The organism is Pseudomonas sp. P4_C1 (assembly GCF_056402155.1).
On record NZ_JBFUHY010000050.1, the window covers coordinates 1 to 26239 of the forward strand.

24 protein-coding genes are annotated in these 26239 nt (G+C 60.5%); 11 read left to right on the plus strand and 13 right to left on the minus strand.

What is annotated here, in order from left to right; all coding sequences use genetic code 11:
- Positions 1-252: 252 nt before the first annotated feature.
- Entirely contained in the window at positions 253-3147 is a 2895-nt protein-coding gene (locus AC1DU9_RS21215; protein ID WP_477810755.1) for a ribonucleoside-diphosphate reductase subunit alpha, read from the minus strand.
- Positions 3148-3887: 740 nt separating this feature from the next.
- On the opposite strand from AC1DU9_RS21215, the gene AC1DU9_RS21220 reads away from it, so the two are divergent.
- Positions 3888-4610, plus strand: a complete 723-nt coding sequence (locus tag AC1DU9_RS21220) for a response regulator (RefSeq protein WP_007980115.1) — start codon at positions 3888-3890, stop codon at positions 4608-4610.
- Complete coding sequence (locus AC1DU9_RS21225) at positions 4607-6217, plus strand: ATP-binding protein (protein ID WP_223459758.1); 1611 nt, start codon at positions 4607-4609, stop codon at positions 6215-6217. The genes AC1DU9_RS21220 and AC1DU9_RS21225 overlap by 4 nt, the downstream gene beginning before the upstream one ends.
- Before the next feature lie 126 nt (positions 6218-6343).
- Here AC1DU9_RS21225 and AC1DU9_RS21230 read toward each other — a convergent pair whose 3' ends face one another.
- Both AC1DU9_RS21230 and AC1DU9_RS21235 read right to left on the minus strand, forming a co-directional pair.
- Positions 6344-7069 (minus strand): 4'-phosphopantetheinyl transferase family protein, encoded by a 726-nt coding sequence (locus tag AC1DU9_RS21230; protein ID WP_223459755.1) that lies wholly within the window; start codon positions 7067-7069, stop codon positions 6344-6346.
- Between the two features lie 91 nt (positions 7070-7160).
- Positions 7161-7952 carry a dienelactone hydrolase family protein gene (locus AC1DU9_RS21235; protein WP_477810756.1) on the minus strand — a complete coding sequence of 264 codons (792 nt, stop codon included), beginning with the start codon at positions 7950-7952 and terminating at the stop codon, positions 7161-7163.
- 145 nt (positions 7953-8097) lie between these two features.
- On the opposite strand from AC1DU9_RS21235, the gene AC1DU9_RS21240 reads away from it, so the two are divergent.
- The 4 genes from AC1DU9_RS21240 (at position 8098) to AC1DU9_RS21255 (ending at position 11803) form a co-directional block, all read left to right on the plus strand.
- Positions 8098-8700 carry a hypothetical protein gene (locus tag AC1DU9_RS21240; RefSeq protein ID WP_223459751.1) on the plus strand — a complete coding sequence of 201 codons (603 nt, stop codon included), beginning with the start codon at positions 8098-8100 and terminating at the stop codon, positions 8698-8700.
- Positions 8701-8820: 120 nt separating this feature from the next.
- The gene (locus AC1DU9_RS21245; RefSeq protein ID WP_108215270.1) at positions 8821-9498 is read left to right on the plus strand and encodes a response regulator transcription factor; all 678 of its coding nucleotides are present in this window, start codon (positions 8821-8823) and stop codon (positions 9496-9498) included.
- Positions 9495-10841 (plus strand): ATP-binding protein, encoded by a 1347-nt coding sequence (locus AC1DU9_RS21250; protein ID WP_477810757.1) that lies wholly within the window; start codon positions 9495-9497, stop codon positions 10839-10841. Before AC1DU9_RS21245 ends, AC1DU9_RS21250 begins: the two co-directional genes overlap by 4 nt.
- 206 nt (positions 10842-11047) lie before the next feature.
- Positions 11048-11803 carry a polysaccharide deacetylase family protein gene (locus AC1DU9_RS21255; protein ID WP_223459747.1) on the plus strand — a complete coding sequence of 252 codons (756 nt, stop codon included), beginning with the start codon at positions 11048-11050 and terminating at the stop codon, positions 11801-11803.
- An 82-nt stretch (positions 11804-11885) separates the two neighbouring features.
- On the opposite strand, the gene AC1DU9_RS21260 is transcribed toward AC1DU9_RS21255, so the two are convergent.
- Complete coding sequence (locus tag AC1DU9_RS21260; protein WP_223459745.1) at positions 11886-12884, minus strand: AraC family transcriptional regulator; 999 nt, start codon at positions 12882-12884, stop codon at positions 11886-11888.
- Between the two features lie 338 nt (positions 12885-13222).
- Between AC1DU9_RS21260 and AC1DU9_RS21265 the strand changes: the two genes are divergently transcribed.
- Positions 13223-14557 carry a dicarboxylate/amino acid:cation symporter gene (locus AC1DU9_RS21265; RefSeq protein ID WP_223459743.1) on the plus strand — a complete coding sequence of 445 codons (1335 nt, stop codon included), beginning with the start codon at positions 13223-13225 and terminating at the stop codon, positions 14555-14557.
- A 145-nt stretch (positions 14558-14702) separates the two neighbouring features.
- On the plus strand, positions 14703-15878 hold the full coding sequence (locus AC1DU9_RS21270; protein ID WP_223459740.1) for a CaiB/BaiF CoA transferase family protein: 1176 nt from the start codon (positions 14703-14705) through the stop codon (positions 15876-15878).
- Positions 15879-16012: 134 nt separating this feature from the next.
- Here AC1DU9_RS21270 and AC1DU9_RS21275 read toward each other — a convergent pair whose 3' ends face one another.
- Entirely contained in the window at positions 16013-16507 is a 495-nt protein-coding gene (locus AC1DU9_RS21275) for a SprT family zinc-dependent metalloprotease (RefSeq protein WP_223459738.1), read from the minus strand.
- A gap of 158 nt (positions 16508-16665) precedes the next feature.
- Positions 16666-17268, minus strand: a complete 603-nt coding sequence (locus tag AC1DU9_RS21280; protein WP_108215276.1) for a Yip1 family protein — start codon at positions 17266-17268, stop codon at positions 16666-16668.
- A gap of 283 nt (positions 17269-17551) precedes the next feature.
- On the opposite strand from AC1DU9_RS21280, the gene ttcA reads away from it, so the two are divergent.
- Both ttcA and AC1DU9_RS21290 read left to right on the plus strand, forming a co-directional pair.
- Entirely contained in the window at positions 17552-18376 is an 825-nt protein-coding gene (gene ttcA, locus AC1DU9_RS21285; protein WP_223459736.1) for a tRNA 2-thiocytidine(32) synthetase TtcA, read from the plus strand.
- 150 nt (positions 18377-18526) lie between these two features.
- Positions 18527-19201 carry a DNA-3-methyladenine glycosylase I gene (locus AC1DU9_RS21290; RefSeq protein WP_223459733.1) on the plus strand — a complete coding sequence of 225 codons (675 nt, stop codon included), beginning with the start codon at positions 18527-18529 and terminating at the stop codon, positions 19199-19201.
- Between the two features lie 144 nt (positions 19202-19345).
- On the opposite strand, the gene AC1DU9_RS21295 is transcribed toward AC1DU9_RS21290, so the two are convergent.
- The 3 genes from AC1DU9_RS21295 to arsC are packed head-to-tail and all read right to left on the minus strand — an operon-like array spanning position 19346 to position 20719.
- The gene (locus tag AC1DU9_RS21295) at positions 19346-19771 is read right to left on the minus strand and encodes a DUF2069 domain-containing protein (protein ID WP_223459731.1); all 426 of its coding nucleotides are present in this window, start codon (positions 19769-19771) and stop codon (positions 19346-19348) included.
- Position 19772: 1 nt separating this feature from the next.
- Positions 19773-20369: an NAD(P)H:quinone oxidoreductase gene (wrbA, locus tag AC1DU9_RS21300; protein WP_223459728.1), complete on the minus strand. Its 597-nt coding sequence runs from the start codon at positions 20367-20369 to the stop codon at positions 19773-19775.
- The gene (gene arsC, locus AC1DU9_RS21305) at positions 20366-20719 is read right to left on the minus strand and encodes an arsenate reductase (glutaredoxin) (RefSeq protein ID WP_223459726.1); all 354 of its coding nucleotides are present in this window, start codon (positions 20717-20719) and stop codon (positions 20366-20368) included. Before arsC ends, wrbA begins: the two co-directional genes overlap by 4 nt.
- Before the next feature lie 114 nt (positions 20720-20833).
- On the opposite strand from arsC, the gene AC1DU9_RS21310 reads away from it, so the two are divergent.
- A complete protein-coding gene (locus AC1DU9_RS21310; protein WP_223459724.1) occupies positions 20834-21301 on the plus strand; it encodes a TlpA disulfide reductase family protein in 468 nt (155 codons plus the stop codon).
- An 87-nt stretch (positions 21302-21388) separates the two neighbouring features.
- On the opposite strand, the gene AC1DU9_RS21315 is transcribed toward AC1DU9_RS21310, so the two are convergent.
- The 4 genes from AC1DU9_RS21315 to AC1DU9_RS21330 form a co-directional block, all read right to left on the minus strand.
- Entirely contained in the window at positions 21389-21793 is a 405-nt protein-coding gene (locus tag AC1DU9_RS21315; RefSeq protein ID WP_223459722.1) for an META domain-containing protein, read from the minus strand.
- Complete coding sequence (locus AC1DU9_RS21320) at positions 21793-22227, minus strand: hypothetical protein (protein ID WP_223459719.1); 435 nt, start codon at positions 22225-22227, stop codon at positions 21793-21795. The genes AC1DU9_RS21315 and AC1DU9_RS21320 overlap by 1 nt, the downstream gene beginning before the upstream one ends.
- Before the next feature lie 77 nt (positions 22228-22304).
- Positions 22305-23297: a 2-hydroxyacid dehydrogenase gene (locus AC1DU9_RS21325; protein WP_223459716.1), complete on the minus strand. Its 993-nt coding sequence runs from the start codon at positions 23295-23297 to the stop codon at positions 22305-22307.
- 71 nt (positions 23298-23368) lie between these two features.
- Positions 23369-26122 (minus strand): response regulator, encoded by a 2754-nt coding sequence (locus AC1DU9_RS21330; RefSeq protein WP_223459713.1) that lies wholly within the window; start codon positions 26120-26122, stop codon positions 23369-23371.
- Positions 26123-26239 lie beyond the last annotated feature (117 nt).

Genomic DNA, 26239 nt, shown 5'->3' on the forward strand with positions numbered 1-26239 from the left:
TCAGCCTCTGGCGGGTCGGGGGTTTTCTTTTGCCTGTAAGAAATTAGTGGCTGGACTGGCCTCATCGCGAGCAAGCTCGCTCCCACAGGGGACCGAGTCTTTCCTGATAAACACGATCAACTGTGGGAGCGAGCTTGCTCGCGATGAGGCCAGTCCAGCCACTAATTTCTTACAGGCAAAAGAAAACCCCCGACCCGCCAGAGGCTGATCGGGGGTTTCGAGTAAGCGCCTTGCGACGCTTACCGGCTCAGCTTATTGGCAAGCTTCGCAATCCGGCTCGTCGATGGCGCAAGCCTTCGGCACTGGAGCAGGGCCGGCAGGCGCTGCCAGGACCGAGTCGTCACCGTGGTTGCCGCCGCTGGAAACAGCGTTCAGCTTGCCGGTGTTGATGGTCGACTTCTCGGTGCTGGTCGCGGCCAGGGCACGGAGGTAGTAAGTGGTTTTCAGGCCACGGTACCAGGCCATGCGGTAGGTCACGTCCAGCTTCTTGCCCGAAGCGCCAGCGATGTACAGGTTCAGCGACTGAGCCTGGTCGATCCACTTCTGACGACGGCTTGCCGCGTCGACGATCCACTTGGTGTCCACTTCGAAGGCGGTCGCGTAGAGCTCTTTGAGTTCTTGCGGGATGCGCTCGATCTGCTGCACCGAACCGTCGTAGTACTTCAGGTCGTTGATCATGACCGAATCCCACAGACCGCGAGCCTTCAGGTCGCGAACCAGGTACGGGTTGATCACGGTGAATTCGCCCGACAGGTTCGATTTCACATAGAGGTTCTGGTAGGTCGGTTCGATCGACTGCGAGACGCCGGTGATGTTGGCGATGGTCGCGGTCGGTGCGATGGCCATGATGTTGGAGTTACGAATGCCTTTCTGTACACGGGCGCGAACCGGTGCCCAGTCCAGGGATTCGTTCAGGTCGACATCGATGTACTTCTGGCCACGGGCCTCGATCAGGATCTGTTGCGAATCCAGCGGCAGGATGCCTTTGGACCACAGCGAACCGTTGAACGTCTCGTACGAACCGCGCTCGTCGGCCAGGTCGCAGGAAGCCTGGATCGCGTAGTAGCTGACCGCTTCCATCGACTTGTCGGCGAACTCGACGGCAGCATCGGAACCGTAAGGGATGTGCTGCAGGTACAGCGCGTCCTGGAAGCCCATGATGCCCAGTCCGACCGGACGGTGCTTGAAGTTGGAGTTCTGCGCTTGCGGCACCGAGTAGTAGTTGATGTCGATCACGTTATCGAGCATGCGCACGGCGGTGTTCACGGTGCGTTGCAGCTTGGCGGTGTCCAGCTTGCCGTCGACGATGTGGTTCGGCAGGTTGATCGAGCCCAGGTTGCAAACGGCGATCTCGTCCTTGTTGGTGTTCAGGGTGATCTCGGTGCACAGGTTCGAGCTGTGGACCACGCCGACGTGCTGCTGCGGGCTGCGCAGGTTGCACGGGTCCTTGAAGGTCAGCCATGGGTGGCCGGTTTCGAACAGCATGGACAACATCTTGCGCCACAGGTCTTTGGCCTGGATGGTCTTGAACAGCTTGACCTTGCCCGGGTACTCGGTCAGGGCTTCGTAGTACTCGTAGCGCTCTTCGAAGGCCTTGCCGGTCAGGTCGTGCAGGTCCGGTACTTCGGACGGCGAGAACAGGGTCCACTTGCCGTCATCGAAGACGCGCTTCATGAACAGGTCCGGGATCCAGTTGGCGGTGTTCATGTCGTGGGTACGACGACGGTCATCACCGGTGTTCTTGCGCAGCTCGATGAACTCTTCGATGTCCATGTGCCAGGTTTCCAGGTAGGCACATACAGCGCCTTTGCGCTTGCCGCCCTGGTTAACCGCTACGGCGGTGTCGTTCACTACTTTCAGGAACGGCACGACGCCCTGGGATTTGCCGTTGGTGCCCTTGATGTACGAACCCAGCGCACGAACCGGGGTCCAGTCGTTACCCAGGCCGCCAGCGAATTTCGACAGCATGGCGTTGTCGTGGATCGCGTGGTAGATGCCCGACAGGTCATCCGGCACGGTGGTCAGGTAGCAGCTCGACAGCTGTGGACGCAGGGTACCGGCGTTGAACAGGGTCGGGGTCGAAGCCATGTAGTCGAAGGACGACAACAGGTTGTAGAACTYGATCGCGCGGTCTTCTTTGTGCTTCTCTTCGATCGCCAGGCCCATGGCCACGCGCATGAAGAAGATCTGCGGCAGTTCGAAACGCACGCCATCCTTGTGGATGAAGTAACGGTCGTACAGGGTTTGCAGGCCCAGGTAGGTGAATTGCTGGTCGCGCTCGTGGTTGATCGCCTTGCCCAGTTTTTCCAGGTCGAAGGTGGCCAGCACAGGGTTCAGCAGTTCGAACTCGATACCTTTGGCGATGTAGGCCGGCAGCGCCTTGGCGTACAGGTCGGCCATTTCGTGGTGGGTGGCGCTCTCGGCCACACCGAGGAAGCCCAGGCCTTCGCCGCGCAAGGTGTCCATCAGCAGGCGCGCGGTCACGAACGAGTAGTTCGGCTCGCGTTCAACCAGGGTACGGGCAGTCATCACCAGGGCGGTGTTGACGTCGTTCAGGGCCACGCCGTCGTACAGGTTCTTCAGGGTTTCGCGCTGGATCAGGTCGCCGTCGACTTCTTCCAGGCCTTCGCACGCTTCGGTGACGATGGTGTTCAGGCGGCCCATGTCCAGCGGCGCCAGGCTGCCATCGGCACGGGTGATGCGGATCGACGGGTGAGCGTTGACCGCTTCTTCGGCCGGAGCGTGGGCGGCGCGTTCTTTCGAACGACCGTCACGGTAGATCACGTAGTCGCGAGCGACTTTCTGCTCGCCGGCACGCATCAGGGCCAGTTCGACCTGGTCCTGGATTTCTTCGATGTGGATGGTGCCGCCCGATGGCATGCGACGCTTGAAGGTCGCGGTGACCTGTTCGGTCAGGCGGGCAACAGTGTCGTGGATTCGCGACGAGGCAGCAGCGGTGCCGCCTTCAACTGCGAGGAACGCTTTGGTGATGGCGACGGTGATTTTGTCATCGGTGTAGGGAACGACAGTGCCGTTACGCTTGATCACGCGCAGTTGGCCAGGCGCGGTGGCGGACAGATCCGAATTCGAATCAGCGGCCTGCGGCAAGGTGCCCTGCGGGTTCTCGCGAGTTGTGTCGGTTTGCATGGGGGAGTGTCTCCACATTCTCTATGTTTGTTTGGGCACCATCACGGTGCCCACCGTTCCGTCCTGAAGCACTACAACCGGCGAGCGCCGGGCATAACGACTTCGGGACAGTAGGAAGGGGGCTTTATCGGGCGCCGCTTCCATGCCGAAGTCTTTGGTCTCACGCCTTGGGCCTGAAACCTTGGTCCTTTGCAGGTGACAGTTGGGACTGCAACACCCGTACCGTTTTCACCACTCTGGGCCGAAATACAGTAGCCATCCGCATGCGCGGTTTGGTCTTTCGAAAATACGTATGGTTCAACCGGACAGAGGCAATAAAAGCGCTTGAAATTGGTGTCTGGTTTGTGTTTGGTTTTTTTGCGCAAAACCCTACATCTAGGGTTTTTTTAGCGCCGGGCTACAAGATAATGCGTTTTGGGGGGCGATTGCAACGTACTGCCTGTGGATAAACCTGTGCGTAAATTGTGTGTGAAAGAGGGAATCGGCGTGTAGGCCGCGACCTTGCTGGACCGGACCTTTTTTCAGCATTTTTCAATGATCGAAAATGCTTCGGCGGATTTTTAAGGGCGCGAACCCTATCACAAAAAACCGCGTCGTCCGAACGCATTTACCCGCTTGTGTTCTCGACGGGCGGCGTTTATACAATCGGCCCAGCGTGTATACATATTTGTCCCTCCGAATCATTACAAAAAGACGGGCGGATCCTTCCTTATTAGCGTTTTGGCAAGCAGAGGTCACCCGTGGAGCAAGAAGCCTGGCAGGTATTGATTGTGGAGGACGACCAGCGACTGGCCGAACTGACCCGCGATTACCTGGAAGCCAATGGCCTGCGTGTATCGATCGAAGGCGATGGTGCGCTCGCTGCGAATCGCATCATCAAGGAACAACCGGACCTGGTGATCCTCGACCTGATGCTCCCCGGCGAAGATGGCCTGAGCATTTGCCGCAAGGTCCGCGCCCGCTATGACGGCCCGATCCTGATGCTCACCGCCCGCACCGATGACACTGATCAGATTCTTGGCCTGGACCTCGGCGCTGACGACTACGTCTGCAAACCGGTACGCCCGCGCCTGTTGCTGGCGCGTATCCAGGCGTTGCTGCGACGCAGTGAAACGCCCGAAGTCGCCCCGGAAAAACAGCGGCGTCTACAGTTCGGCCCGTTGATCGTCGACAACGCCTTGCGCGAAGCCTGGTTGCAGGGCAACGGTATCGAGCTGACCAGCGCCGAATTCGACTTGCTCTGGCTGTTGGTGGCCAATGCCGGGCGCATTCTGTCCCGGGAGGAGATCTTCACCGCACTGCGGGGCATCGGCTATGACGGTCAGGACCGCTCCATCGATGTGCGCATCTCACGCATCCGCCCGAAGATCGGTGATGACCCGGAGCATCCACGGCTGATCAAGACCGTGCGCAGCAAAGGCTATCTGTTCGTTCCCGAGGCTTGCGTAGACCAGACCCTGTGAACTCGATCTTCCTGCGTATCTATGGCGGCATGTGTGCTGCGCTGATTCTGGTGGCGGTGCTCGGTGTGCTGGCGTTGCACCTGCTCAATCAGGTGCGCAGCGAGCAATACCGCGAGCGCCTGGCCCACGGCACATTCACGCTGATGGCCGACAACCTGCAACCGATGAACCAGACCGAACGCCACCGGGCCTTGCTGGTATGGGAGCGGCTGCTCGGCATTCCGCTGGCGCTGAAAAACTTTGCCGAGACCGACCTCGACCTGACCCAGCGCACTCGTGTGCTGCGCGGCCAGGCACTGGTGGAACAGACCGGCCCGCATGCGGCGAAGGTATTCAAGCTGGTCAGCGACAAGGAACAGTTGATGCTCACCGGGGAAGTGCAGCAGATCAGCGAGCAACTGGCCCGGGCGACCATCTACCTGTTGACCGATGAACTGGTGCGCACCCCGGTCGCCGACCAGCCCATGCGCCTGGCGCAATTGAAGCAAGACAAGGGCTTCGGTTTCGACCTGCGTCTGGTCACGGTTGACGAGGCGGACATGGACGAAGACCAGAGTCGCCGGGTGTCCGAGGGCGACACTGTGATGGCGCTGGGCAAGGGCGGCGATTCGATCCGGGTGTTCGCCGGTATGGTCGGCACACCGTGGGTCCTGGAAATCGGTCCGTTGTATCAGATGAATCCTTATCCCCCGGAGTGGCTGGTGCTGATCGCCGCGCTGGGCCTGACGCTGATCGGCTTGATCGTTTATCTGTTGGTGCGTCAGCTCGAGCGACGCTTGCGTGGCCTGGAGGCCGCCGCCACGCGCATCGCCAAGGGCAGTCTGGAAACCCGCGTGCCGGCGCGCGGCGCGGACTCGGTGGGGCGGCTGGCCTCGGCGTTCAATGGCATGGCCGAGCACTTGCAGCAGTTGCTGGCGATCCAGCGCGAACTGGTGCGCGCGGTGTCCCATGAATTGCGCACGCCGGTGGCACGCCTGCGCTTTGGCCTGGAGATGATCGGTTCGGCCACCACGCCGCAAGCCCTGGAAAAATACTGCCAGGGCATGGACCACGACATCGAGGATCTCGACCGGCTGGTGGACGAGATGCTGACCTACGCGCGGTTGGAGCAGGGCTCGCCGGCGCTGAACTTTCAGCGAATCGATCTGGACGCCTTGGTCGATCAGGTGATCGAAGAACTGGCGCCGTTGCGCGCCGACGTCACGGTACAGCGCGGCTTGTGCCTGTCGGCCGCCGATAACGACGACGCCTGGGTCGAGGCTGAACCGCGTTATCTGCACCGGGCGATCCAGAACCTGGTGAGCAATGCCATGCGCCACGCGCAATCACGGGTGACCATCAGCTATCAGGTGGGGCAGCAGCGATGCCGGGTGGATATCGAAGATGATGGGCCGGGTGTGCCGGAGTCAGCGTGGGAGAAGATCTTTACGCCGTTCCTGCGTCTCGACGACAGCCGTACCCGGGCGTCAGGCGGGCATGGGCTGGGGTTGTCGATCGTGCGGCGAATCATCCATTGGCATGGCGGGCGGGCGTTGATCGGCAAGAGCAAAAGCCTTGGCGGGGCGTGTTTCAGTCTGAGCTGGCCGCGCAATCAGGAGAAGCGTTGAACCTTGTGTTGTCTGTTGCGGCCCCATCGCGAGCAAGCTCGCTCCCACAGGGATTTGTGGCGTGACATAGATCCAGTGTGGGAGCGAGCTTGCTCGCGATGGGGCCCGAACAGGCGCCAATAAACCTCAGGCCTTGATGCTGACCAAACTCAACAACTGCCCATCCTTGACCCCGAACTGCGCATCCAGCTCGGTGCCGTTGCGCCATTCGCCGGACAAGTCAGTGAGCAGTCGCAACCGCACCTCACCCGACTCACGCCACTCCAGCACTTCGGCGTGTTCGAAATAAAAGCGTTGCTGAACGATCGGATAGAGCGCCTTGAACAGGCTTTCCTTGACCGAGAAGGTCAGGGTGACCAGCAATGCCCGTTGATCGTGACCACCTGCCGCCATGCGCTGTAGCTCCGGCGGATTGAGGATTTCCCCGGCCAGACGTTCGGCCCGTTCGGCATTGAGCAGGTTTTCCAGATCCATGCCCAGGCCGCGCCAATGGCTTTTGTTCGCCACGATCGCCGCGGCCCGGCCAGTGCTATGGGTGATCGAGCCAGTGATATGAGCAGGCCAGACCGGCGCCCGGTCTTCACCGATGGCCGGAATGAAGCTCAAACCTTCGAGCCGCTGTAACGCGGCCCGGGCACACACCCGTCCGGCGAGAAACTCCGTCTGCCGTTTGGCCACCGAGCGCTGGATGCTCGCCGGCGCTTCGACGGCGCTGCGCTGAAAATCATCGCTGGCCAGTCGGGCGCTATCGAAGTGAGTACCCAGCAGGACCGTATCGGGCAGCACAAACGGCAGCGGCCAATGGTCATCGAGGGGCGTGCAGCAGACGGGCAGGGCGGGGGCTGAATTCATGTCGGACATTTTGCCGGGTTGCCTTGGGACTGGATAGTGGCAGATGGCTTTTGTGGCGAGGGCGCAAGACCCCTCGCCACAGAGCACGGTGTCAGCTGAAGATTTTCTTGAAAAACGCCTGCATGTCCGCCCACGACTTTTCATCCGCGGCCTTGTTGTAGCCAATGTCCGGCCCGCCATGATCGCCATGGCTTAGCCGGTCGGCATCCGGATTGGTGAAGCCGTGCCTGGCGCCGTCGAGGCTGACGAATTTGTAGTCGGCGCCGGCCTTGTCCATCTCGCTCTTGAAAGCCGTGATGTTTTCCGGGGTGACGATGCTGTCCAGCGCCCCGTGTTCCACAAGGATCTTCGCCTTGACGCTGCCTGGCGTTGCCGGTGTATTGGTCGCCAGCGCGCCATGGAAACTCACCACGCCTGCCAATGGCACACCCTGTCTTGCGGCATTGAGCACCACGCCACCGCCGAAGCAGTAGCCGATGGCGGCGATCTTATGCGGATCGGTTTGCGGTTGTTTTTTCAGCAGGTCGAGCCCGGCCTGAAACCTCGCGCTCGACACGGCACTGTCTTTTGCCACGGCTTGCATGAACGCCATGGCGTCTTTGGGATGCTCGGTATTTTTGCCGTCGCCGTACATGTCAATGGCCAAGGCGCTGTAGCCCAGGCCGGCGAGATCCCGGGCGCGACGCTTGGCGTAGTCGTTCAGGCCCCAGAACTCATGCACCACCACGACCCCGGGGCGCGGGCCTTTGATGGCATCGTCATAAGCGTAATAGCCGATCATTTTCGTGCCATCGGCACTTTGGTAGGGGATTTCCCGGGTCTGGATGGCGGCCTGGCCGAGCCCGCTCAAGGCCAGTAGGAGGACGGCGAAGAACATGCGCATGGTCGGAACTCCTGTTGAAACGTGTCGAAACATCGGGAAGGGGCGGTTCAGCCCAGGTTCAGGGTGCGTTCAGGGGGAGTTCAGGGCGGGGTGCGTAACCTTGCCCCGTACCCAAAAAACAAACGGCACATAAGGAAACTCCCCAATGACTGGATTCAAAAAACTGCTTCTGGCAATCACGGTTCTGGGCGCAAGCACTGCAGCCTTCGCGTCCAACGACAACTTCGCCAGCCTTACTCTTGGACAGACCAGCGACAAGGTCAAAAAGTCCCACGCCCTGAACGACAACCTTAATCAGCCGAACGCCGATGGCGTGATCGGCAAGGACACTACCTGGGGTGTTCGTCTGGGCCAGCAAAATACCAAGGGCCGGTACTACGCCACCTACGACAACGTGTCGGGCTCGCACAATGGCATTAAACTGCGTCAGGAAAACCTCCTGGGCAGCTACGATCTGTTCTACCCGGTGGGCGGCGGCACCAAACTGTTCGGTGGCGCCACGGCCGGCCTGACCAAAATGACTCAGGAGTCGCCAGGCTTCAGCCGCGACAGCAATATCGGCTATGCCATCGGTGGCCAGGTGGGTGTGCTGCAACAGGTTTCGCAGAACACCTCGGTGGAACTGGGTTACCGTTACCTGCGCAGCAACGCCAGCACCGAGATGAGTGCGCGCGGTGGCAGCAAGCAGGGTTCGCTGGACCTGACCAGCAGCGCCCAGACTTACCTGTCCGCCAACTACGCTTTTTGACTAGCGTTTCGTGAGCAGCCTGCGCTGGATCAACCGTAGTGGTTGATCCGGCGTTGCCGTGTTAGCTATTGAGGTGCGACGTTGCGCCTCTGGAGATGTTGATTTGCCCGGGAGAGCGTTATGAAACTGCTGGTCGTCGAAGATGAAGCGCTGCTGCGTCATCACCTGAAAACCCGCCTGACGGAGAGCGGCCACGTGGTCGAGTCCGTGGCCAACGCCGAGGAGGCGCTGTACCAGACCGCGCAGTTCAACTTTGACCTGGCGGTGATCGACCTCGGGCTGCCGGGCATGAGCGGCCTCGACCTGATCCGCCAGTTGCGCTCAAGTGGCAAGACTTTCCCGATCCTGATCCTCACCGCGCGCGGCAACTGGCAGGACAAGGTCGAAGGCCTGGCCGCCGGTGCCGACGATTACGTGGTCAAGCCGTTTCAGTTCGAAGAACTGGAGGCCCGCCTGAATGCCTTGCTGCGCCGCTCCAGCGGTTTCACCCAGTCGACCATCGTCGCTGGCCCGTTGCTGCTGGATCTGAACCGCAAGCAGGCGTCCCTCGATGAACAGCCGCTGGCACTGACCGCGTATGAGTACCGCATCCTCGAATACCTGATGCGCCATCACCAGCAAGTGGTGCCCAAGGACCGCTTGATGGAACAGCTCTACCCGGATGACGACGAGCGCGATCCGAATGTGATCGAGGTGCTGGTCGGCCGTCTGCGCCGCAAACTGGAGGGGCCGGGCGGGTTCAAACCGATCGACACCGTGCGCGGCCTGGGCTACCTGTTCAATGAGCGTTGCACTTGATTCGCTCGCTGCGCATTCGCTTGATGCTCGCCGCCACGCTATTGGCGGTTTTGTTCATGCTGGCGCTGCTGCCGGCGATGCAGGGTGCCTTCAGCCTGGCCTTGCAGGACTCCATCGAGCAGCGTCTGGCATCGGACGTGACCACGTTGATCTCCGCCGCCCGGGTGGAGAACAACAGCCTGCAGATGCCGGCGCAATTGCCTGACGAACGCTTCAACCTCACCGACAGCCGATTGCTTGGCTACATCTATGACCGGGAAGGGCATCTGGTCTGGCGTTCGAAGGCGACCCAGGAAGAACGCATCAATTACAAGCCGCGCTACGACGGGCGTGGCAGCGAGTTTGCGCGGATTCGCGAAGCCAATGGCCAGGAGTTCTTTGTCTACGACGTCGAGGTCAAGTTGCTCGGCGGCAAAAGTGCGGCCTTCAGCATCGTGGCGCTGCAGCCCGTTCGCGAGTACGAACTGACCCTCGAAGGCCTTCGGGAAAATCTTTATCTGGGTTTTGGCGCGGCACTGCTGGTGCTGCTGGCGTTGCTGTGGATCGGTCTGACCTGGGGCTTGCAGGCATTGCGGCGCTTGAGCCAGGAGCTGGACCAGATCGAAGGTGGCACCCGTGAAAGCCTCACTGAGGAACATCCCCGGGAATTGCTGCGCCTGACCGGTTCTCTCAACCGTTTGCTGCACAGTGAGCGTGAGCAGCGCAGTCGCTACCGTGATTCCCTCGATGACCTGGCCCATAGCCTGAAAACGCCGCTGGCGGTGTTGCAAGGCGTCAGTGAAGACCTGGCCCAGCGTCCTGAGGATCGCGATCAGGCCTGGGTGCTGCAAACCCAGATCGAACGCATGAGCCAGCAGATCAGCTACCAATTGCAGCGCGCCAGCCTGCGCAAAAGCGGTCTGGTACGTCATCAGGTGCGCTTGCACCCGGTATTGAAAAGCCTGTGCGACACACTGGACAAGGTCTATCGCGACAAGCGCGTGCACGTCGCGTTCGATTTGCCCGACCCGTGTTACGTACCGATCGAGCAAGGCGCCCTATTGGAGATGATGGGCAATTTGCTGGAAAACGCCTATCGCCTGTGCCTGGGCGAAGTACGCATCAGTGTGCGTGAAACTCTCAGCGGCACCGAGTTGTGTGTCGAGGATGACGGCCCCGGCGTACCACAAAATCAGCGCGCACGGATTCTCGAACGCGGAGAGCGTCTGGATCGCCAGCACCCGGGGCAGGGCATCGGCCTGGCGGTGGTCAAGGACATCATCGAGAGCTACAGCGCCAAGCTGACCTTGGGCGATTCACCGATGGGCGGTGCGGCGTTCCGGATTCTTTTTCCGGTGGTTTGAACGGGTATTCGATAGTGATATTTTCGGGCCGCAGCGGGCATCAAGCGTTAAACGACCGGCAACAATGTTTTGTTGGCGCTCAGCCGCTGGGTGGCAGGTAATAAGCCTCGCCTTGTTCACGACATGCACACACACACACACAGAGCCTGGGGTGGTGCATGAGCGGATATGGGTTGAAGCGTTACAAGCCACCAAAGGAGATAAAAATGGAAAGGAAGAAAGTTTGGCTGACGTTTGACGACGGTCCTCGGCAAACCCAGACCGAAACCGTGCTCGAAACACTGGAGCTGTTTGATATCAAGGCAACGTTTTTTATCGTTGGCAATCTGGTTGCCAGGCATGGCGAGCGTATCAAACGCATCCTGGGCGAAGGGCACCGGATCGGCAATCACACTTACGATCATCTAAGGCTGGTCGGCCAGGACAAAGACACCATCATCGATCAAATCAAAAAGACGGAGCAGGCACTGACTCCCTATCAGCAGCCGGACCTGATCATGAGGCCGCCTTATGGCGCTCACGATGCGATGGTCGATCGCACTGTCGCCGAATTGGGGTACCGGCAGGTTCTCTGGAGCGTGGATACCCAGGACTGGAACGGCAACTACCAACCGGGGGGCTGGGTATCCCATGGTGTTGAGCAAATAAGGAAAAGAAAGAACTCCATTGTGCTCATGCATGACATACACGCGACCACGGCCAATAATCTTGGCAGGTTCATCGGACAAATAAACCTGCTGGGCGATGTGGATTTCGAATCACCGGCCACACTGGCCATTCCGCCGGTCAGTCAGTTGAATATGTATGTGGTTGTCAGGGGCGATACATTATCCAGAATTGCCAGAGAGTTTTATGGTGATGCTGCCAGGTACCCACTGATCTTTAATGCGAACAGGTCGGTGCTGGATCATCCAGATAGAATTTATCCTGGCTTGTCACTGATCATCCCGCCTTTAGAGTAAGCGTTCGCAAAACCTGGACGGGGTATTTTCGAGCGTGTTCGAGATGACACCAGTGATCACCGCGCAACGCGGGTGCTGAAACTCAGCTCTCCTGCGCCCGATAAGCCCCCGGTGTCAGCCCCGTCCACTTCTTGAACGCCCGGTGAAACGCCGACGGTTCGGAAAACCCCAACTGCTCGGCGATCTGTTGCAACGACAGGTCAGCGCGGCTCAGGTGATAAATCGCGATGTCCCGGCGCAACTGGTCCTTCAATTCCTGAAAGCTCGACCCCTCTTCCCGCAAATGTCGGCGCAAGGTCTGCGGGCTGATGTGCAGGTGGGCGGCCACGGCTTCCAGGTCGGGCCAGCGTGAACTGTCGCGACTGAGCAAGCGCCGCAGGCGGCTGCTCAAACTGTCGCCGTCATCCGGGCGCGAGAGCAGGTCGGCGGGGGAGCGATCGAGGAAATGCTTGAGGGTGCGTTCGTCCTGCAACAGCGGCATGGCCAGGTAGCGGCTGTGAAACAACAGGCTGCTCTGGGGCCTGGAAAACTCAAGCGGACAGGAAAACAACAGGTCGTACTCGGCGCCGTGTTCGGGCCGGGGGTAGCTGAACGAGGCCTGTTCCAGGCGAATGCGCTGGCCGATCAGCCAGCTGCCGAAACGGTGCCAGATCACCAGCAGGCTTTCGCTGAGGAAATGATCGGGGTCCCAGAGTTGCGAATCGTCCAGGCTCAGGCGCACCCATTCATCTTCTCGGCTCAGGGTCAAACGCGGAGCCCCGGGGAATAGGCTATAAAACAATAAGCCGCGATTGAGTGCCTTATCCAGGTTGCGACAGTGAATCACGGCATGGCACATCATCGCGAAGCTGCCCGGCCTGCTTGGGGTTTGCCCGAACCCCAGGTACTCGTCGTCCAGCGCCAGCCATAACGCCTGGATCAGTTGGGTGAATTGCTCAGGCGCGATGCGTGCCCGGGGCTCGTCCAGCAACTCGGGGCTGATCCCCAGTTGTTGTAGCACGCCGCAATAGTCGTAGCCGTGCCGACGCGCACCACCAAGGGCGGCGCGGGCGAAATGACTGGCGATGGTGCGTTCGCGCATGGCAGCAGATCTGACCGTTGATCGACGGATGTTAGCTGCGCACCGTGGGCATGAACAGGGCGGATATCCGCCAAATAACAGGACGACTTTTAATGGAAGGGCGGAAATCCGCCATATGCTTGTAACCGTTCGGTGACAGGGAATTCGCTGCAACCCCTGCTATCAAAAGGCTTGCAGGGCTTTTAGGGAAGGTGGCACGGGCCTTGCGATACAACGTGCAGATGCCTGCCGATGCGCAGCTCGAAAAAACAAATCCCTCCAGTGCAGGAGGGTTCGCAATTGCGGTGTTGCGGGCAACAGATGGATGTTGTCACCGGGCACCCTTGAGGAACTTTGCAATGACGACTCGTCAGCCACTGTACAAATCCCTGTATTTCCAGGTGATCGTTGCAATTGTCATCGGTATTTTGCTCGGTCACTTCTATCCGCAGCTCGGTGTGGCGGTAAAACCGCTGGGTGACGGGTTCATCAAACTGATCAAAATGATCATCGCCCCTATCATCTTCTGCACCGTCGTCAGCGGAATCGCCGGCATGCAGGACATGAAAGCGGTCGGCAAGACTGGCGGTTACGCACTCCTTTACTTTGAAATCGTTTCGACCATCGCTTTGCTGGTGGGGCTGGTCGTGGTCAACGTCGTGCAGCCAGGCGCTGGCATGCACATCGACGTAAGCACCCTGGATGCCTCCAAAGTCGCTACCTACGTAGCGGCTGGTGCTGATCAAAGTGTCATCGGCTTCCTCCTCAATGTGATCCCGGCCACCATCGTTGGCGCATTCGCCACGGGCGACATCCTGCAAGTGCTGATGTTCTCGGTGATCTTCGGTTTCGCCCTGCATCGCCTGGGTGCCTACGGCAAGCCGCTGCTGGACTTCATCGATCGCTTCGCCCATGTGATGTTCAACATCATCAACATGATCATGAAGCTCGCGCCGATCGGTGCCTTCGGTGCCATGGCCTTCACCATCGGTGCCTACGGTGTCGGCTCGCTGGTGCAACTGGGTCAACTGATGGCCTGCTTCTACATCACTTGCCTGCTGTTCATCCTGATCGTGCTGGGCTCCATCGCTCGCATGCATGGCTTCAGCGTGCTGAAGATGATCCGCTACATCCGTGAAGAACTGCTGATCGTGCTCGGTACTTCTTCTTCGGAATCGGTGCTGCCACGCATGCTGGTCAAGATGGAGCGTCTGGGTGCGCAGAAATCCGTGGTAGGCCTGGTGATTCCGACCGGCTACTCGTTCAACCTCGACGGTACTGCCATCTACCTGACCATGGCCGCGGTGTTCATTGCCCAGGCTACCGACACCCACATGGACATCACGCACCAGATCACCCTGCTGGTGGTGTTGCTGCTGTCCTCCAAAGGCGCTGCGGGTGTGACCGGTAGCGGTTTCATCGTACTGGCTGCGACCCTGTCCGCCGTCGGCCACCTGCCGGTCGCCGGCCTGGCGCTGATCCTCGGTATCGACCGCTTCATGTCCGAAGCCCGTGCACTGACCAACCTGGTCGGCAACGCCGTGGCCACCATCGTTGTGGCCAAGTGGGTCAAGGAACTGGACACCGACGTGCTGCAAGCCGAACTGGCTTCGGGCGGTCGCGGCATTGCCGACGAGCCTAAAGACGATGTTCTGGGCCACGTCGAAGGGGTAACCCCGACTAACGCCAAGTAAGCCTTGTTGTAATCAAAAAACCCGCTTCGGCGGGTTTTTTCATGCCCGGCGATTGAGCGTAACGGTCACTGCTCGTGGCGTATAAGGTGATTGCTGCAATGCGTTCGGCTGCCTAGTCTGGGGGCATCGTATAGGGAGAACGCTCATGCTCGGTCCACTGGCATCACTCAAGGTTCTGGATTTCTCGACACTGCTGCCGGGGCCGTTCGCCTCGTTGCTGCTGGCGGACATGGGCGCCGAGGTGCTGCGCATCGAATCACCGACCCGCATGGATCTGCTGCGGGTGTTGCCGCCCCATGATCAAGGCGTGTCAGCCAGTCATGCCTACCTCAACCGCAACAAACGCAGCCTCGCCCTGGACCTCAAACAGCCTGAGGCGCTTGAGGTGATCAGGTCGTTGCTACAGGACTACGACATTGTGCTCGAGCAGTTTCGCCCGGGTGTCATGGAACGTCTGGGCCTGGGCTACGAAGCCCTGAAGGCGATCAATCCCAAATTGATTTATGTGTCGATCACCGGCTACGGCCAGACCGGCCCCTACAAGGACCGCGCCGGCCATGACATCAACTACCTGGCCCTGTCCGGGGTGGCGAGTTACACAGGTCGTGCCGACAGTGGGCCGCTGCCGTTGGGCATGCAGGTGGCGGATGTCGCCGGTGGTTCGCTGCACGGGGTGATAGGCTTGCTGGCTGCGGTCATTGCCCGGCAGCAAACCGGTCAGGGCCAGCACCTGGATGTCAGCATGACCGACTGCGCGTTCAGCCTGAATGCGCTGGCAGGCGCCGGGTATCTGGCCTGTGGCGTCGAGCCGGGGCCGGAAGACCAGGTGCTCAACGGCGGCAGCTTCTACGACTACTACCAATCCCGGGATGGGCGCTGGCTGTCGGTGGGCAGCCTGGAACCGGCATTCATGAAACAGTTGTGCGCGGCGTTGGGGCTTGAGGAACTGGCCGGCCTCGGCCTGTCTGCGGCGCATCAGCAACTGCTTAAAGCCGCGCTGAAGGTCGAATTTGAAAAGTATGACTTTGCCGAGTTGTGCGCGCTTTTCGCGGAGCTGGATGCTTGTGTCGAGCCAGTGTTGAGCCTGGGAGAAGCGCTGCGTCATCCGCAGCTGCAGGCGCGGGAGTTGGTGACCGACGTGCCCCGTGGCGATGGCTCGACCCAGGCGCAGATGGCGTGTCCGTTGAAGTTTTCCGATGGTTTGCCAGAGCCGAAGCATATCGGTGCGGCGCTGGGGCAACATACGGATCAGGTGTTGGGGGAGTTGGGGTTTAGCATTGAGCGGATCGAACAGTTGCGGCGTGCCAAGGTGATTCTCTAGTGCCTGTCAGGTCGCCATCGTCGGAGCGCCGCCCGGAGCAAGCTCGCTCCCACATTGGGCTTGCGTCACGCCACAGATCCCCTGTGGGAGCGAGCTTGCTAGCGATGGCGGCAGCACAAACACCGAAAATCCCGCTACTCGACCCGCATCTCCCCACTGAACACCAAGGTATGGCGACACCGCCGGCACAAATACCGCCGACCTTGCCGAACCAGACTGTGGCGCTGGGCGGAAAACGGGAAGTCGCTGTCGACGCACGGGCATTTGTAGATGTAGCGGGTCACGCGGCGGCGTTTGACGTCATAGGTGTGGCAGCGGTTGGGCGGCAGTTCGTACACGCCGCGCATGATCAATTGCCACTCTTCGCCATGGGGCTGAATGCGGTCGCCGAACAACTGATGGGCGATCAGGTGCGCGACCTCATGGGCCACGGTCTGCTTGAGGAAGTCTTCGGTGTTTTCCCGGTACAACTGCGGATTGAAGCGCAGCAGGTTCTCGTGCAAATGCGCGACACCGGCTTTTTGCCCGCGCAGCTTGAGGCTCACCACGGGGCGTTTGAAAGGTCGTTTGAAAAAGGATTCGGCTTGTTGGAAACAGTCTTCGACACGGGTATTGAGTTGCTCGGGCATGCTCGATGGATCTCCAGAGACGTCGAGTATGCCGCAACCCTCGGGCCTTGCGAATCGCCAAGGTACCGAATGGTCGTGTGCCTGCTCGTTGCTGAAGAATGAAAAGGCCGCCTTGCGGCGGCCTGTGTCGGTCGTTGCCGACTGTCCGTGATGAGCGGCTAACTGGTGTAGACCGGCCCCACGCCGAGTCCCCAGACAATCACGGTGAACGCCATGATGGCGACCAGCACCACCAGGCCTACGGCGAGCACCGAACTTGAAAACAGGAAGCCCTCGTCAGATGGAATGTTCATGAATGTCGGCAAGCCCACGTACAGCAAGTACACCGTGTAGCAGATAGCTGCGGTGCCGACGATCATCCCCAGCCACAAGTGCGGGTACAGGGCGGCGAGGCCGCCGATGAACAGCGGCGTAGCGGTGTAGGTTGCGAACGCAATGCAGCGGGCCAGGCTTGGGTTGGCGTCATAGGTGCGGGCCATCCAGTGAATGAATGCACCCATTACCGCTACACCCCCGAGCATCGCCAGGTATGACATGATTGTCATCCATATCGCGCTTTCTACGGTCAGCATCACGGGAGGCCGATTGCCGATGACCCAGCCGACCTGCGTGGTGCCAATAAAGGCAGACACGGCGGGGATCGCCGCAAGGATCAGCGTATGGGTCAGGTACATGTGGCCGATGCTTTCCTCCTGGTCGCCACGGATTTCTTTCCATTCTTGGTCAGGGTGGGTGAAAAGCCCCACTACGTGATGGATCATGCCAGTCACTCCTCTTGTCTTTACCGTCGCCCCCCAGTGGAGCGCCTACGGGCCAATGCGGCCAAGCAAGTCACAGGTCTGAAATTTGTATACGACCTTAAGTCGCAGTATAGGGAGGAGTTTCCCCAGAGGGAGTAGGGGCTTTAGAGCAAATCGCGCTGTAAACCCGGTTGTTAATCGCCGACGGGTCTGTGCCGAACAGCCCTTTTGGCGAGGCACTTCGCCCCTGAGGTGTTTTTGCGTAAAATGCCCGCCTTTCGTCACACCTCACGGATTTCGCGTCATGGGCACTCTCACGGTCAACCAGAACAAACTGCAAAAGCGCCTTCGCCGACTGGCYGGTGAGGCGGTTGCCGATTTCAACATGATTGAAGACGGCGACAAGGTCATGGTCTGCCTGTCCGGTGGCAAGGACAGCTACACCATGCTCGACGTGCTGATGCACTTGCAGAAGGTCGCGCCGATCAAGTTCGAGATCGTGGCCGTGAACATGGACCAGAAGCAGCCGGGCTTCCCGGAGCACGTGCTGCCGGCCTACCTCAAGGAACTGGGCGTCGAGTACCACATCGTCGAGAAAGACACTTACTCGGTGGTCAAGGAGCTGATCCCGGAAGGCAAGACCACCTGCTCGCTGTGCTCGCGTTTGCGTCGCGGAACGCTCTACACCTTCGCCGACGAAATCGGCGCGACCAAGATGGCCCTCGGTCACCACCGCGACGACATCGTCGAGACGTTCTTCCTGAACATGTTCTTCAACGGTTCGCTCAAGGCCATGCCGCCAAAACTGCGCGCCGACGATGGCCGTAACGTGGTGATCCGCCCGCTGGCCTACTGCAACGAAAAAGACATCCAGGCTTACTCGGACCTCAAGCAATTCCCGATCATCCCGTGCAACCTCTGCGGTTCCCAGGAGAACCTGCAGCGTCAGGTGGTCAAGGAAATGCTGCAGGACTGGGAGCGCAAGACCCCGGGCCGTACCGAGAGCATTTTCCGCAGCCTGCAGAACGTGATCCCGTCGCAATTGGCGGACCGCAACCTGTTTGACTTCACCAATCTGAAGATCGACGAATCAGCGGCGTCGCGCTTCGTCAACGTCGTCAACCTCTGACCCCGATTACTGTGGGAGCGAGCTTGCTCGCGATTGCGGTGCATCAGTCAACAGAGATGTCGCCTGACACACCGCTATCGTCGGAACGCCGCCCGGAGCAAGCTCGCTCCCACAGGTTTTTTCGTTTTATTTCAGATTATTGGAGAGGGCATGCGCGACTACAAGTGGCTGAACGAGTACTGCCTGAACCGCTTCGGTTCGGCGGCTGAACTGGAAGCCCATCTGCCCGTTCCAAAGACCCCGGCGCAACTGCGCAAGATCAGCGACGATCGCTATCTTTCGATGATGGCACTACGGGTATTCCGTGCCGGACTCAAGCACAGCCTGGTGGATGCCAAGTGGCCGGCCTTCGAAGAAGTGTTCTTCAAGTTCGACCCGGAAAAAGTCGTGCTGATGAGCGCCGAGCACCTGGAACGGCTGATGCAGGACACGCGGATCATCCGCCACCTGGGCAAGCTCAAGAGTGTGCCGCGCAATGCGCAGTTCATACTGGACGTGGCCCATGAAAAGGGCAGCTTCGGCGCGCTGATCGCCGATTGGCCGGTGACCGATATCGTCGGGCTCTGGACCTTTCTGAAAAAGCGCGGACATCAGTTGGGTGGGCTGTCCGCCCCGCGCTTCTTGCGCATGATCGGCAAGGACACTTTTGTACCGAGCTATGACGTGGTGGCGGCGCTGAATGCGCAGGACATCATCGACAAGGTGCCGAGCAGCCTGCGCGACCTGGCGTTGGTGCAGGACGTGTTCAACCAGTGGCATGAAGAAAGTGGCGGACGGGCGATGAGCCAGATTTCGATGATGCTGGCTTATACCGTCAATCATTGAGACCGAGTTGCCCCAATCGCGGGCAAGTCGGATCGCCGCACCGCCGCTCCCACAGGATCTCTGTTGAAACACAAATGTGTGATCGACGCAAAAACCTGTGGGAGCTGGCTTGTCGGGTCGCCGCATCGCAGCGAAGGCGTCAGATCAGGCGACGCTGATCTCACCTTCACCCGCCAGCTTGCGGTTCAACTGATACCGCCAGCGCACATACAACAGCGCCGAGCAAAACACCACCAGGCTCGCGCCCATCTCCAGCAAACCGAAGAATTGCCGGTTCGGGTCATAGGCCGCCAATGCGCCCTTGATGAAATACAGGTTCACCACAAAGCACATCCACGAATGCCCGCGAGGGCTGCCGATGATCATCCCCGGCGCCAGAATCAGCAACGGCACCAGCTCGATCAACAGAATCACCCATGGCCGGGCGCCGTGCAGGTCGGCGACCAACAGGTAGTAGATGCACAGCAATCCCACCAGGCCGAAAAAGCACAGCAGACTGATGACACGCATCGCCTTGACGCGTGGCTCGAGCCATTCGAGGGCGGGCAGAATCTTTGGCTTTTTTGCCACCTCAGCTCTCCAGTTTCTGTGCAGTCTTCGCCAGGCGCATACCCAGCGCCCGGCACAGCGCCACTTCATGTGAGTCCAGACCGCTTTTGCCATCGGCACCGGCGTGGTGGCTGGCGCCGTAAGGCGTGCCGCCGCCCTGGGTTTCCAGCAGTGCCGACTCGCTGTAGGGCAGGCCGGTGATCAGCATGCCGTGGTGCAGCAACGGCAGCATCATCGACAGCAGAGTGGTTTCCTGGCCACCGTGCAGGCTCGCCGTGGAGGTGAATACACCCGCCGGCTTGCCCACCAGCGCACCGGTCAGCCACAGGTTGCTGGTGCTGTCGAGGAAGTACTTGAGCGGTGCGGCCATGTTACCGAAGCGGGTCGGGCTGCCGAGTGCCAGGCCTGCGCAGTTCTTCAGGTCGTCGAGGCTGGCGTACAGCGCGCCTTCGTCGGGAATCTGCGCAGACACGGCTTCGCATTCGGTCGAGATCGCCGGCACCGTGCGCAGGCGCGCTTCAAGCCCGGCCTGTTCGACACCGCGGGCAATCTGCCGGGCCATTTCGTTGGTCGAACCGCTGCGGCTGTAGTACAGAACCAGGATGTACGGCGCACTCATGGCAACAATTCCAGGATCTGCTCCGGTGGGCGGCCGATGATGGCTTTGTCACCGACTTCGAGAATCGGTCGCTCCATCAGTTTCGGGTGGGCGGCGATAGCGGCGATCAATTGTGCTTCGCTCAGGCTGTTGTCAGCCAGGTTGAGGGTCTTGTACTCGTCCTCGCCGGTGCGTAGTAATTGCCGGGCGCCGATCCCGAGTTTGCCCAGCAGGCTCTGGATTTGCGCGGCGTCCAGCGGAGTGTCCAGGTAACGGACCACGGTGGGCGTCAGGCCACGGGCTTCAAGCAATTCGAGCGCACCGCGGGATTTCGAGCAGCGCGGGTTGTGATAAAGCGTCAGATCGGTCATGAGCGGGTCGCATCTTGCGTAAGGTGGCGGCTATTCTAACTGTGTGGCGCGCAATCCAGAACCGTGAGAGGCGATGGGTCGCAAGCGCATTCAATTTTTGACAAGGAACACGACATGACAAGGCGACTGGCAGCGGCATTGGCGATCATCGGAACGTTGATGCTGGGGGGCTGCGGGAATGACTATGGCATCGACCAGGACGGTCATAAAATCGCCGCCGACCGACTGGACGGCAAATGGCTGGTACTCAACTACTGGGCAGAATGGTGTGGGCCTTGCCGTACCGAGATCCCGGAGTTGAACACCCTGGCCGAGCAGCTCAAGGACAAGAAAATCGGTGTGTTCGGGGTCAACTTCGACAACGTCCAGGGGCAAGAGCTGAAGGGCGCGAGCGAGAAGCTGGGGATCAAGTTCACGGTGCTGGCCCAGGACCCGACCGAGCTGTTCGAGCTGCCGCGCAGTGAGGCGTTGCCGGTGACGTACATCATCGATAACAAGGGCAAGGTGCGTGAGCAGTTGATGGGCGAACAGACGGCGGCGGGGGTGATGGCGAAGCTTGAGGCGTTGCAGGCGAAAAATTAAAGCAAAAAGATCGCAGCCTGCGGCAGCTCCTACAGGGTGTTCGACAATCCATGCAGGAGCTGCCGCAGGCTGCGATCTTTCAGGGGATCAACCCTCCTCAAGCCACCAACGCAGTGGCTTGCCTTCGGCTGGCCAGAAGCGCATCTGCTCGATCGGGGAGACGTCCCAGCGCTGGACGTTTTCCAGGGCCTGAAGGAAGCGTTTTTCCTGTTCCATCAGCGCCGGTGCACACAGTTTGCGGGTGCTGCCGATTTTGCCGAAGGTCAGTTTGTCGCCATCGAGGGTGTACGGTGCGAACCAGTGGTTACAGCCGCCATTGCCATAGGCCCGGCCGTCTTCAGCGAAGGTGATGGTCAGGTGGCTGTAGTCCATCAACGGCCGCTCACCGATCCATTCCAGAATGTAGCTGCGGTTTTGTTGCAACTGCACCGGCTCGGCGGCGCAGCCCAGCAGGCTGGCTCCGGCCATCGCGCTCAGAGCGAGGCGTTTCATCACGCAGGCTCCTGGCATTTTGGGCACAGGTGTTTCTCGCCAACGGTGGTCCAGCCCAGCTCGGCAATCCGCACGGTGGCGGCAGGCTTTTCGGCCTTGTTGCCCAGTTTGGCATCGACGGCGAACTCGAAGCTCAGCTCTTTGGCGCAGCTGTCACAGTTCACTTGCCAGGTGTGGATGGCCAGTTCGCCGAATACCGGGCCACTGGCCACCGCGACCCATTGACCGGGCGGGTTGATCAGGTGGCGAACCGTTTCGACGGTCAGTCGCATGGACAAGTCCTTGGCACCCTTGAGGGTCACGACCAGCACGTCGTTGTTGCGAATCGAGCCACCGTTGCCGGTGACCTGATAGCGCCCCGGCACCAGGGCGCGGCATTCGGTGAGGGTGTGTTGCGGGTTCATCAGGCTGTAGCGGAAATCGTGTTCGACCATGGGTCCTCCAAATATGCGCGATATGCTATCACGGGCTTGCACACCGCATCGCGCAGGCAGATGACCTTCGATCCGTTTCAGTCTCCCGTCACCTGGTTTTCCGGGGTGCCCGCCGTCCAGGCTGCAATGTTACGCAATGTGGTGGTGGCAATCGCGTCCAGCGCTTCGCGGGTCAGAAAGGCCTGGTGCGCGGTGACGATCACGTTGGGGAAGGTCAGCAACCGTGCCAGCACATCATCTTGCAACGGCAGGTCGGAGCGGTCCTCGAAGAACAACTGCGCCTCTTCCTCATACACATCCAGCCCCAGGTAACCCAGGCGACCGTCTTTCAATGCATCGATCAGCGCCGGCGTGTCCACCAGGCCGCCACGCCCGGTATTGATCAGCATCGCACCCGGTTGCATGTGCGCCAGGGATTGGCGATTGATCAAGTGCCTGCTCTGCTCGTTGAGCGGGCAGTGCAGGCTGATGATCTGCGACTCGGCCAGCAGTTGCGGCAGGCTCAGGTAGCGCGCGCCGAGGGCTTCGACCTGCGGGTTGGGGTAGGGGTCACAGGCCAGTAACCGGCAGCCAAATCCGCTCATGATTTTGGCGAAGGTGGCACCGATCTGCCCGGTGCCGACCACCCCGACGGTCTTGCCCACCAGGTCGAAACCGGTCAGCCCCTGCAGTCTGAAATCCCCTTCGCGGGTGCGGTTATAGGCGCGAGGCAAGCGGCGGTTGAGTGCGAGGATCAGCGCCACCGCATGTTCGGCCACCGCGTGGGGCGAATAGGCCGGGACGCGCACGATGGCCAGTCCCAGACGCTTTGCCGTCGGCAAGTCGACGTGGTTGTAACCGGCCGAGCGCAGGGCGATCAGGCGTGTACCACCGGCGGCCAGGCGTTCGAGCACCGCCGCGCCGAGGTCATCATTGATGAACGCACAGACCGCTTCATACCCTTGGGCGAGCGCCACTGTGTCGAGGCTCAGGCGCGCCGGCTGAAATTGCAGCTCGATGCCGGCCGGTTGTTCGGCAGCGAGAAAACTGTCGCGGTCGTAGTTCTGGCTGCTGAAAAGAATCGTACGCATGATGTCCTCCCTGTCCCGTTTCTGTAGGAACTGAGCTTACGCTGATGTTCGATTGACGCAGTTGCGCTGCATCAAGCATTCATGCGCGCCTGGGCCGCCAGGCGATTGATCGCCCGCTCGAGCTCCTCCAGTGCCACGCTGGCATTCGGGTCCTGTTGCTTGAGCAGGGTTTCGCTGCGTTGGCAGGCCGCACGCAATTGCGGTACGCCGCAGTAACGCGTCGCGCCATGCAGGCGATGGACCCGTTCGATCAGGGCGTTGTGGTCGTTGCTTTGCTGAGCGAGGCGGATGGCTTCGCGGTCGGCCTCCAGGGACGCCAGCAGCATCGCCAGCATGTCCGCCGCCAGATCAGCCTTGCCGGCGGCCAGGCGCAATCCTTCGTCGTGGTCGAGTACCAACAGGTCGTGGGCGCCAGCATGCCCATCGCCGGAGCGCTCCGGGCGGTGATTGCGCAGCGCCAGGCCGCTCCATTTCAGCACCACCTGCGCCAATTGCCGTTCGCTGATCGGTTTGGTCAGGTAGTCGTCCATGCCGCTTTGCAGCATCGCGCGTTTTTCGTTGGCCATGGCATGGGCGGTGAGGGCCACGATCGGCAGCGGCGTGCAATGGCGTTCGCTTTCCCATTGGCGGATCGCCTCGGTGCTCTGGCGGCCGTCCATGCCGGGCATCTGCACGTCCATCAACACCAGATCGAATGTCTCGTTCTGCACCGCCTTGATGGCGGCAAAACCGCTTTCCACGGCGAGCACATTGGCGCCCATGTCTTCGAGCAGGGTCTGCACCAGCATCAGGTTGGCCGGATTGTCGTCGACGCAAAGCACCTTCGGTGCACGGCTGGACAGCGGTTCGCCCGGCTCGCTGCGCATCGGGCGCGGGTTGACCAGATCAGACAGGGAGCGTCGCAACTTGCGGGTACAGGCCGGTTTCGCCTGGAGCTGGCTGTGGGGGTTGGGCACGGAAAGATGGAACAGCGTCTGTTCCGTGGTCGGGCACAGCACCAGCACTTTGCAGCCAAGATGCTCGAGGTCCCAGATGTGCTGGTTGAGGCGTTCCGGCGGCATGTCGTTGCTGGTGATGCCGAGCACTGCAAGGTCGATCGCCTGATCGGTCTGGTGGGCGGCGGTGACGCCATTGGTCAGGCTTTCCAGGGTGTTGAACGGTGTGGTGTTGAGGCCGCAGTCTTCCAGTTGATGCTGCAACGCCTGCCGGGCCAGTTCGTGGTTTTCCAGCACCGCCACCCGGCGCCCGAGAAGCGGCGCGGCGGGCAGGTCTTCGGCATCGTCGCGGGCTTTGGGCAGGCTCAGGCTGATCCAGAATTCCGACCCTTCCCCCGGCGTGCTGTCGACGCCGATCTCACCGCCCATCTGTTCGATCAGGCGTTTGGAAATCACCAGACCCAGGCCAGTGCCGCCGGGTTGCCGCGACAGCGAGTTGTCGGCCTGACTGAAGGCCTGGAACAGGGCGCGTACGTCCTGGTTCGACAGGCCGATGCCGGTGTCCTGAATGCTGATGCGCAGCTGCACGGTGTCTTCGTGTTCTTCTTCGAGCATGGCGCGGGCGACGACGGTGCCTTCGCGGGTGAACTTGATCGCATTGCTCACCAGGTTCGTCAGGATCTGCTTGAGCCGCAGCGGGTCGCCCACCAGTGACAGCGGCGTGTCCCGATACACCAGGCTCACCAGTTCCAGCTGCTTGGCGTGGGCGGCCGGGGCGAGGATGGTCAGGGTGTCCTGGAGCAGGTCGCGCAGGTTGAACGGAATATGGTCGAGCACCAGCTTGCCAGCTTCGATTTTCGAGAAGTCGAGAATCTCGTTGATGATCCCCAGCAGGCTATCGGCGGATTTTTCGATAGTGCCCAGGTAGTCGAGCTGGCGTGGGGTGAGCTCGCTTTTTTGCAACAGGTGGGTGAAGCCGAGAATGCCATTGAGCGGCGTGCGGATTTCATGGCTCATGTTGGCCAGGAATTCGGACTTGATCCGGCTCGCTTCCAGGGCCTCCTTGCGCGCCAGATCCAGCTCGATGTTCTGGATCTCGATGGTTTCCAGGTTCTGGCGCACGTCTTCGGTGGCCTGGTCGATGCTGTGCTGCAATTCTTCCTGGGCATTTTGCAGGGTGCCGGCCATGCGGTTGATGCCGGAAGCCAGTTCATCCAGTTCCTGGCTACCGAGGGGCGGCAAGCGGGTCTCCAGGTGGCCGTCCTTGAGTTGGGCCACGGCCTGCTTGATCTGGCTCAACGGCCGATTGATCGTGTGACCCATGCGCAGGGCCAGCAGTGCCGCACCGATCAGTCCCGTAGCGATCAACATCAGGCTGGCGAACAGGCTGCGGTAACCGCGCAACAGCATGCCGTTATGGGACAGTTCGAGCTCGACCCAGCCCAGCAGGCGGTCGGCTTCTTCAGGAATCACGTCCCCGGCCAGGTTACGGTGTTTACCGAATACCGGCAGCAGATAGCGGGTCGCATCGCTGCCGCTGCTGCGCAGCATTTGCGTGCCACTGCCAGAGGGTGTCTGATTGAGCATGGACGGGCCGGCGTGGGCCAGCAACGTGCGGTCGGGAGCCAGGAAGGTCACGGCCCGTACGTCGGTTTGTTCCAGGGCCTGGGTGGCGATGCGTTCGAGCAGTTCGTTGTCCTGATGGCCCATGGCTGGCGCCGTCAGTGGAGCCAACTGCTCGGCGATCATTTCGCCACGCTGCATGAGTTGGGTTTGCAGGTCAGCCTGTTGCATCCAGGTAAAATAACCCCCCAGCACCAATGCCATCAGGCTGGTCGGCAACAGGGTCAGCAACAGCACGCGGCCTTTGATTCCCAGTTTCTTGAGCACGCATCTCTCCTGCATCCCGCTATTTATCGGCCCGTACATGCATCCGCCATGCACCACTTGCGCAGTGTAGCGATTTGCTCGCGGGCAATCTTCGTAAAAATGGTGCAGTCATTCGTC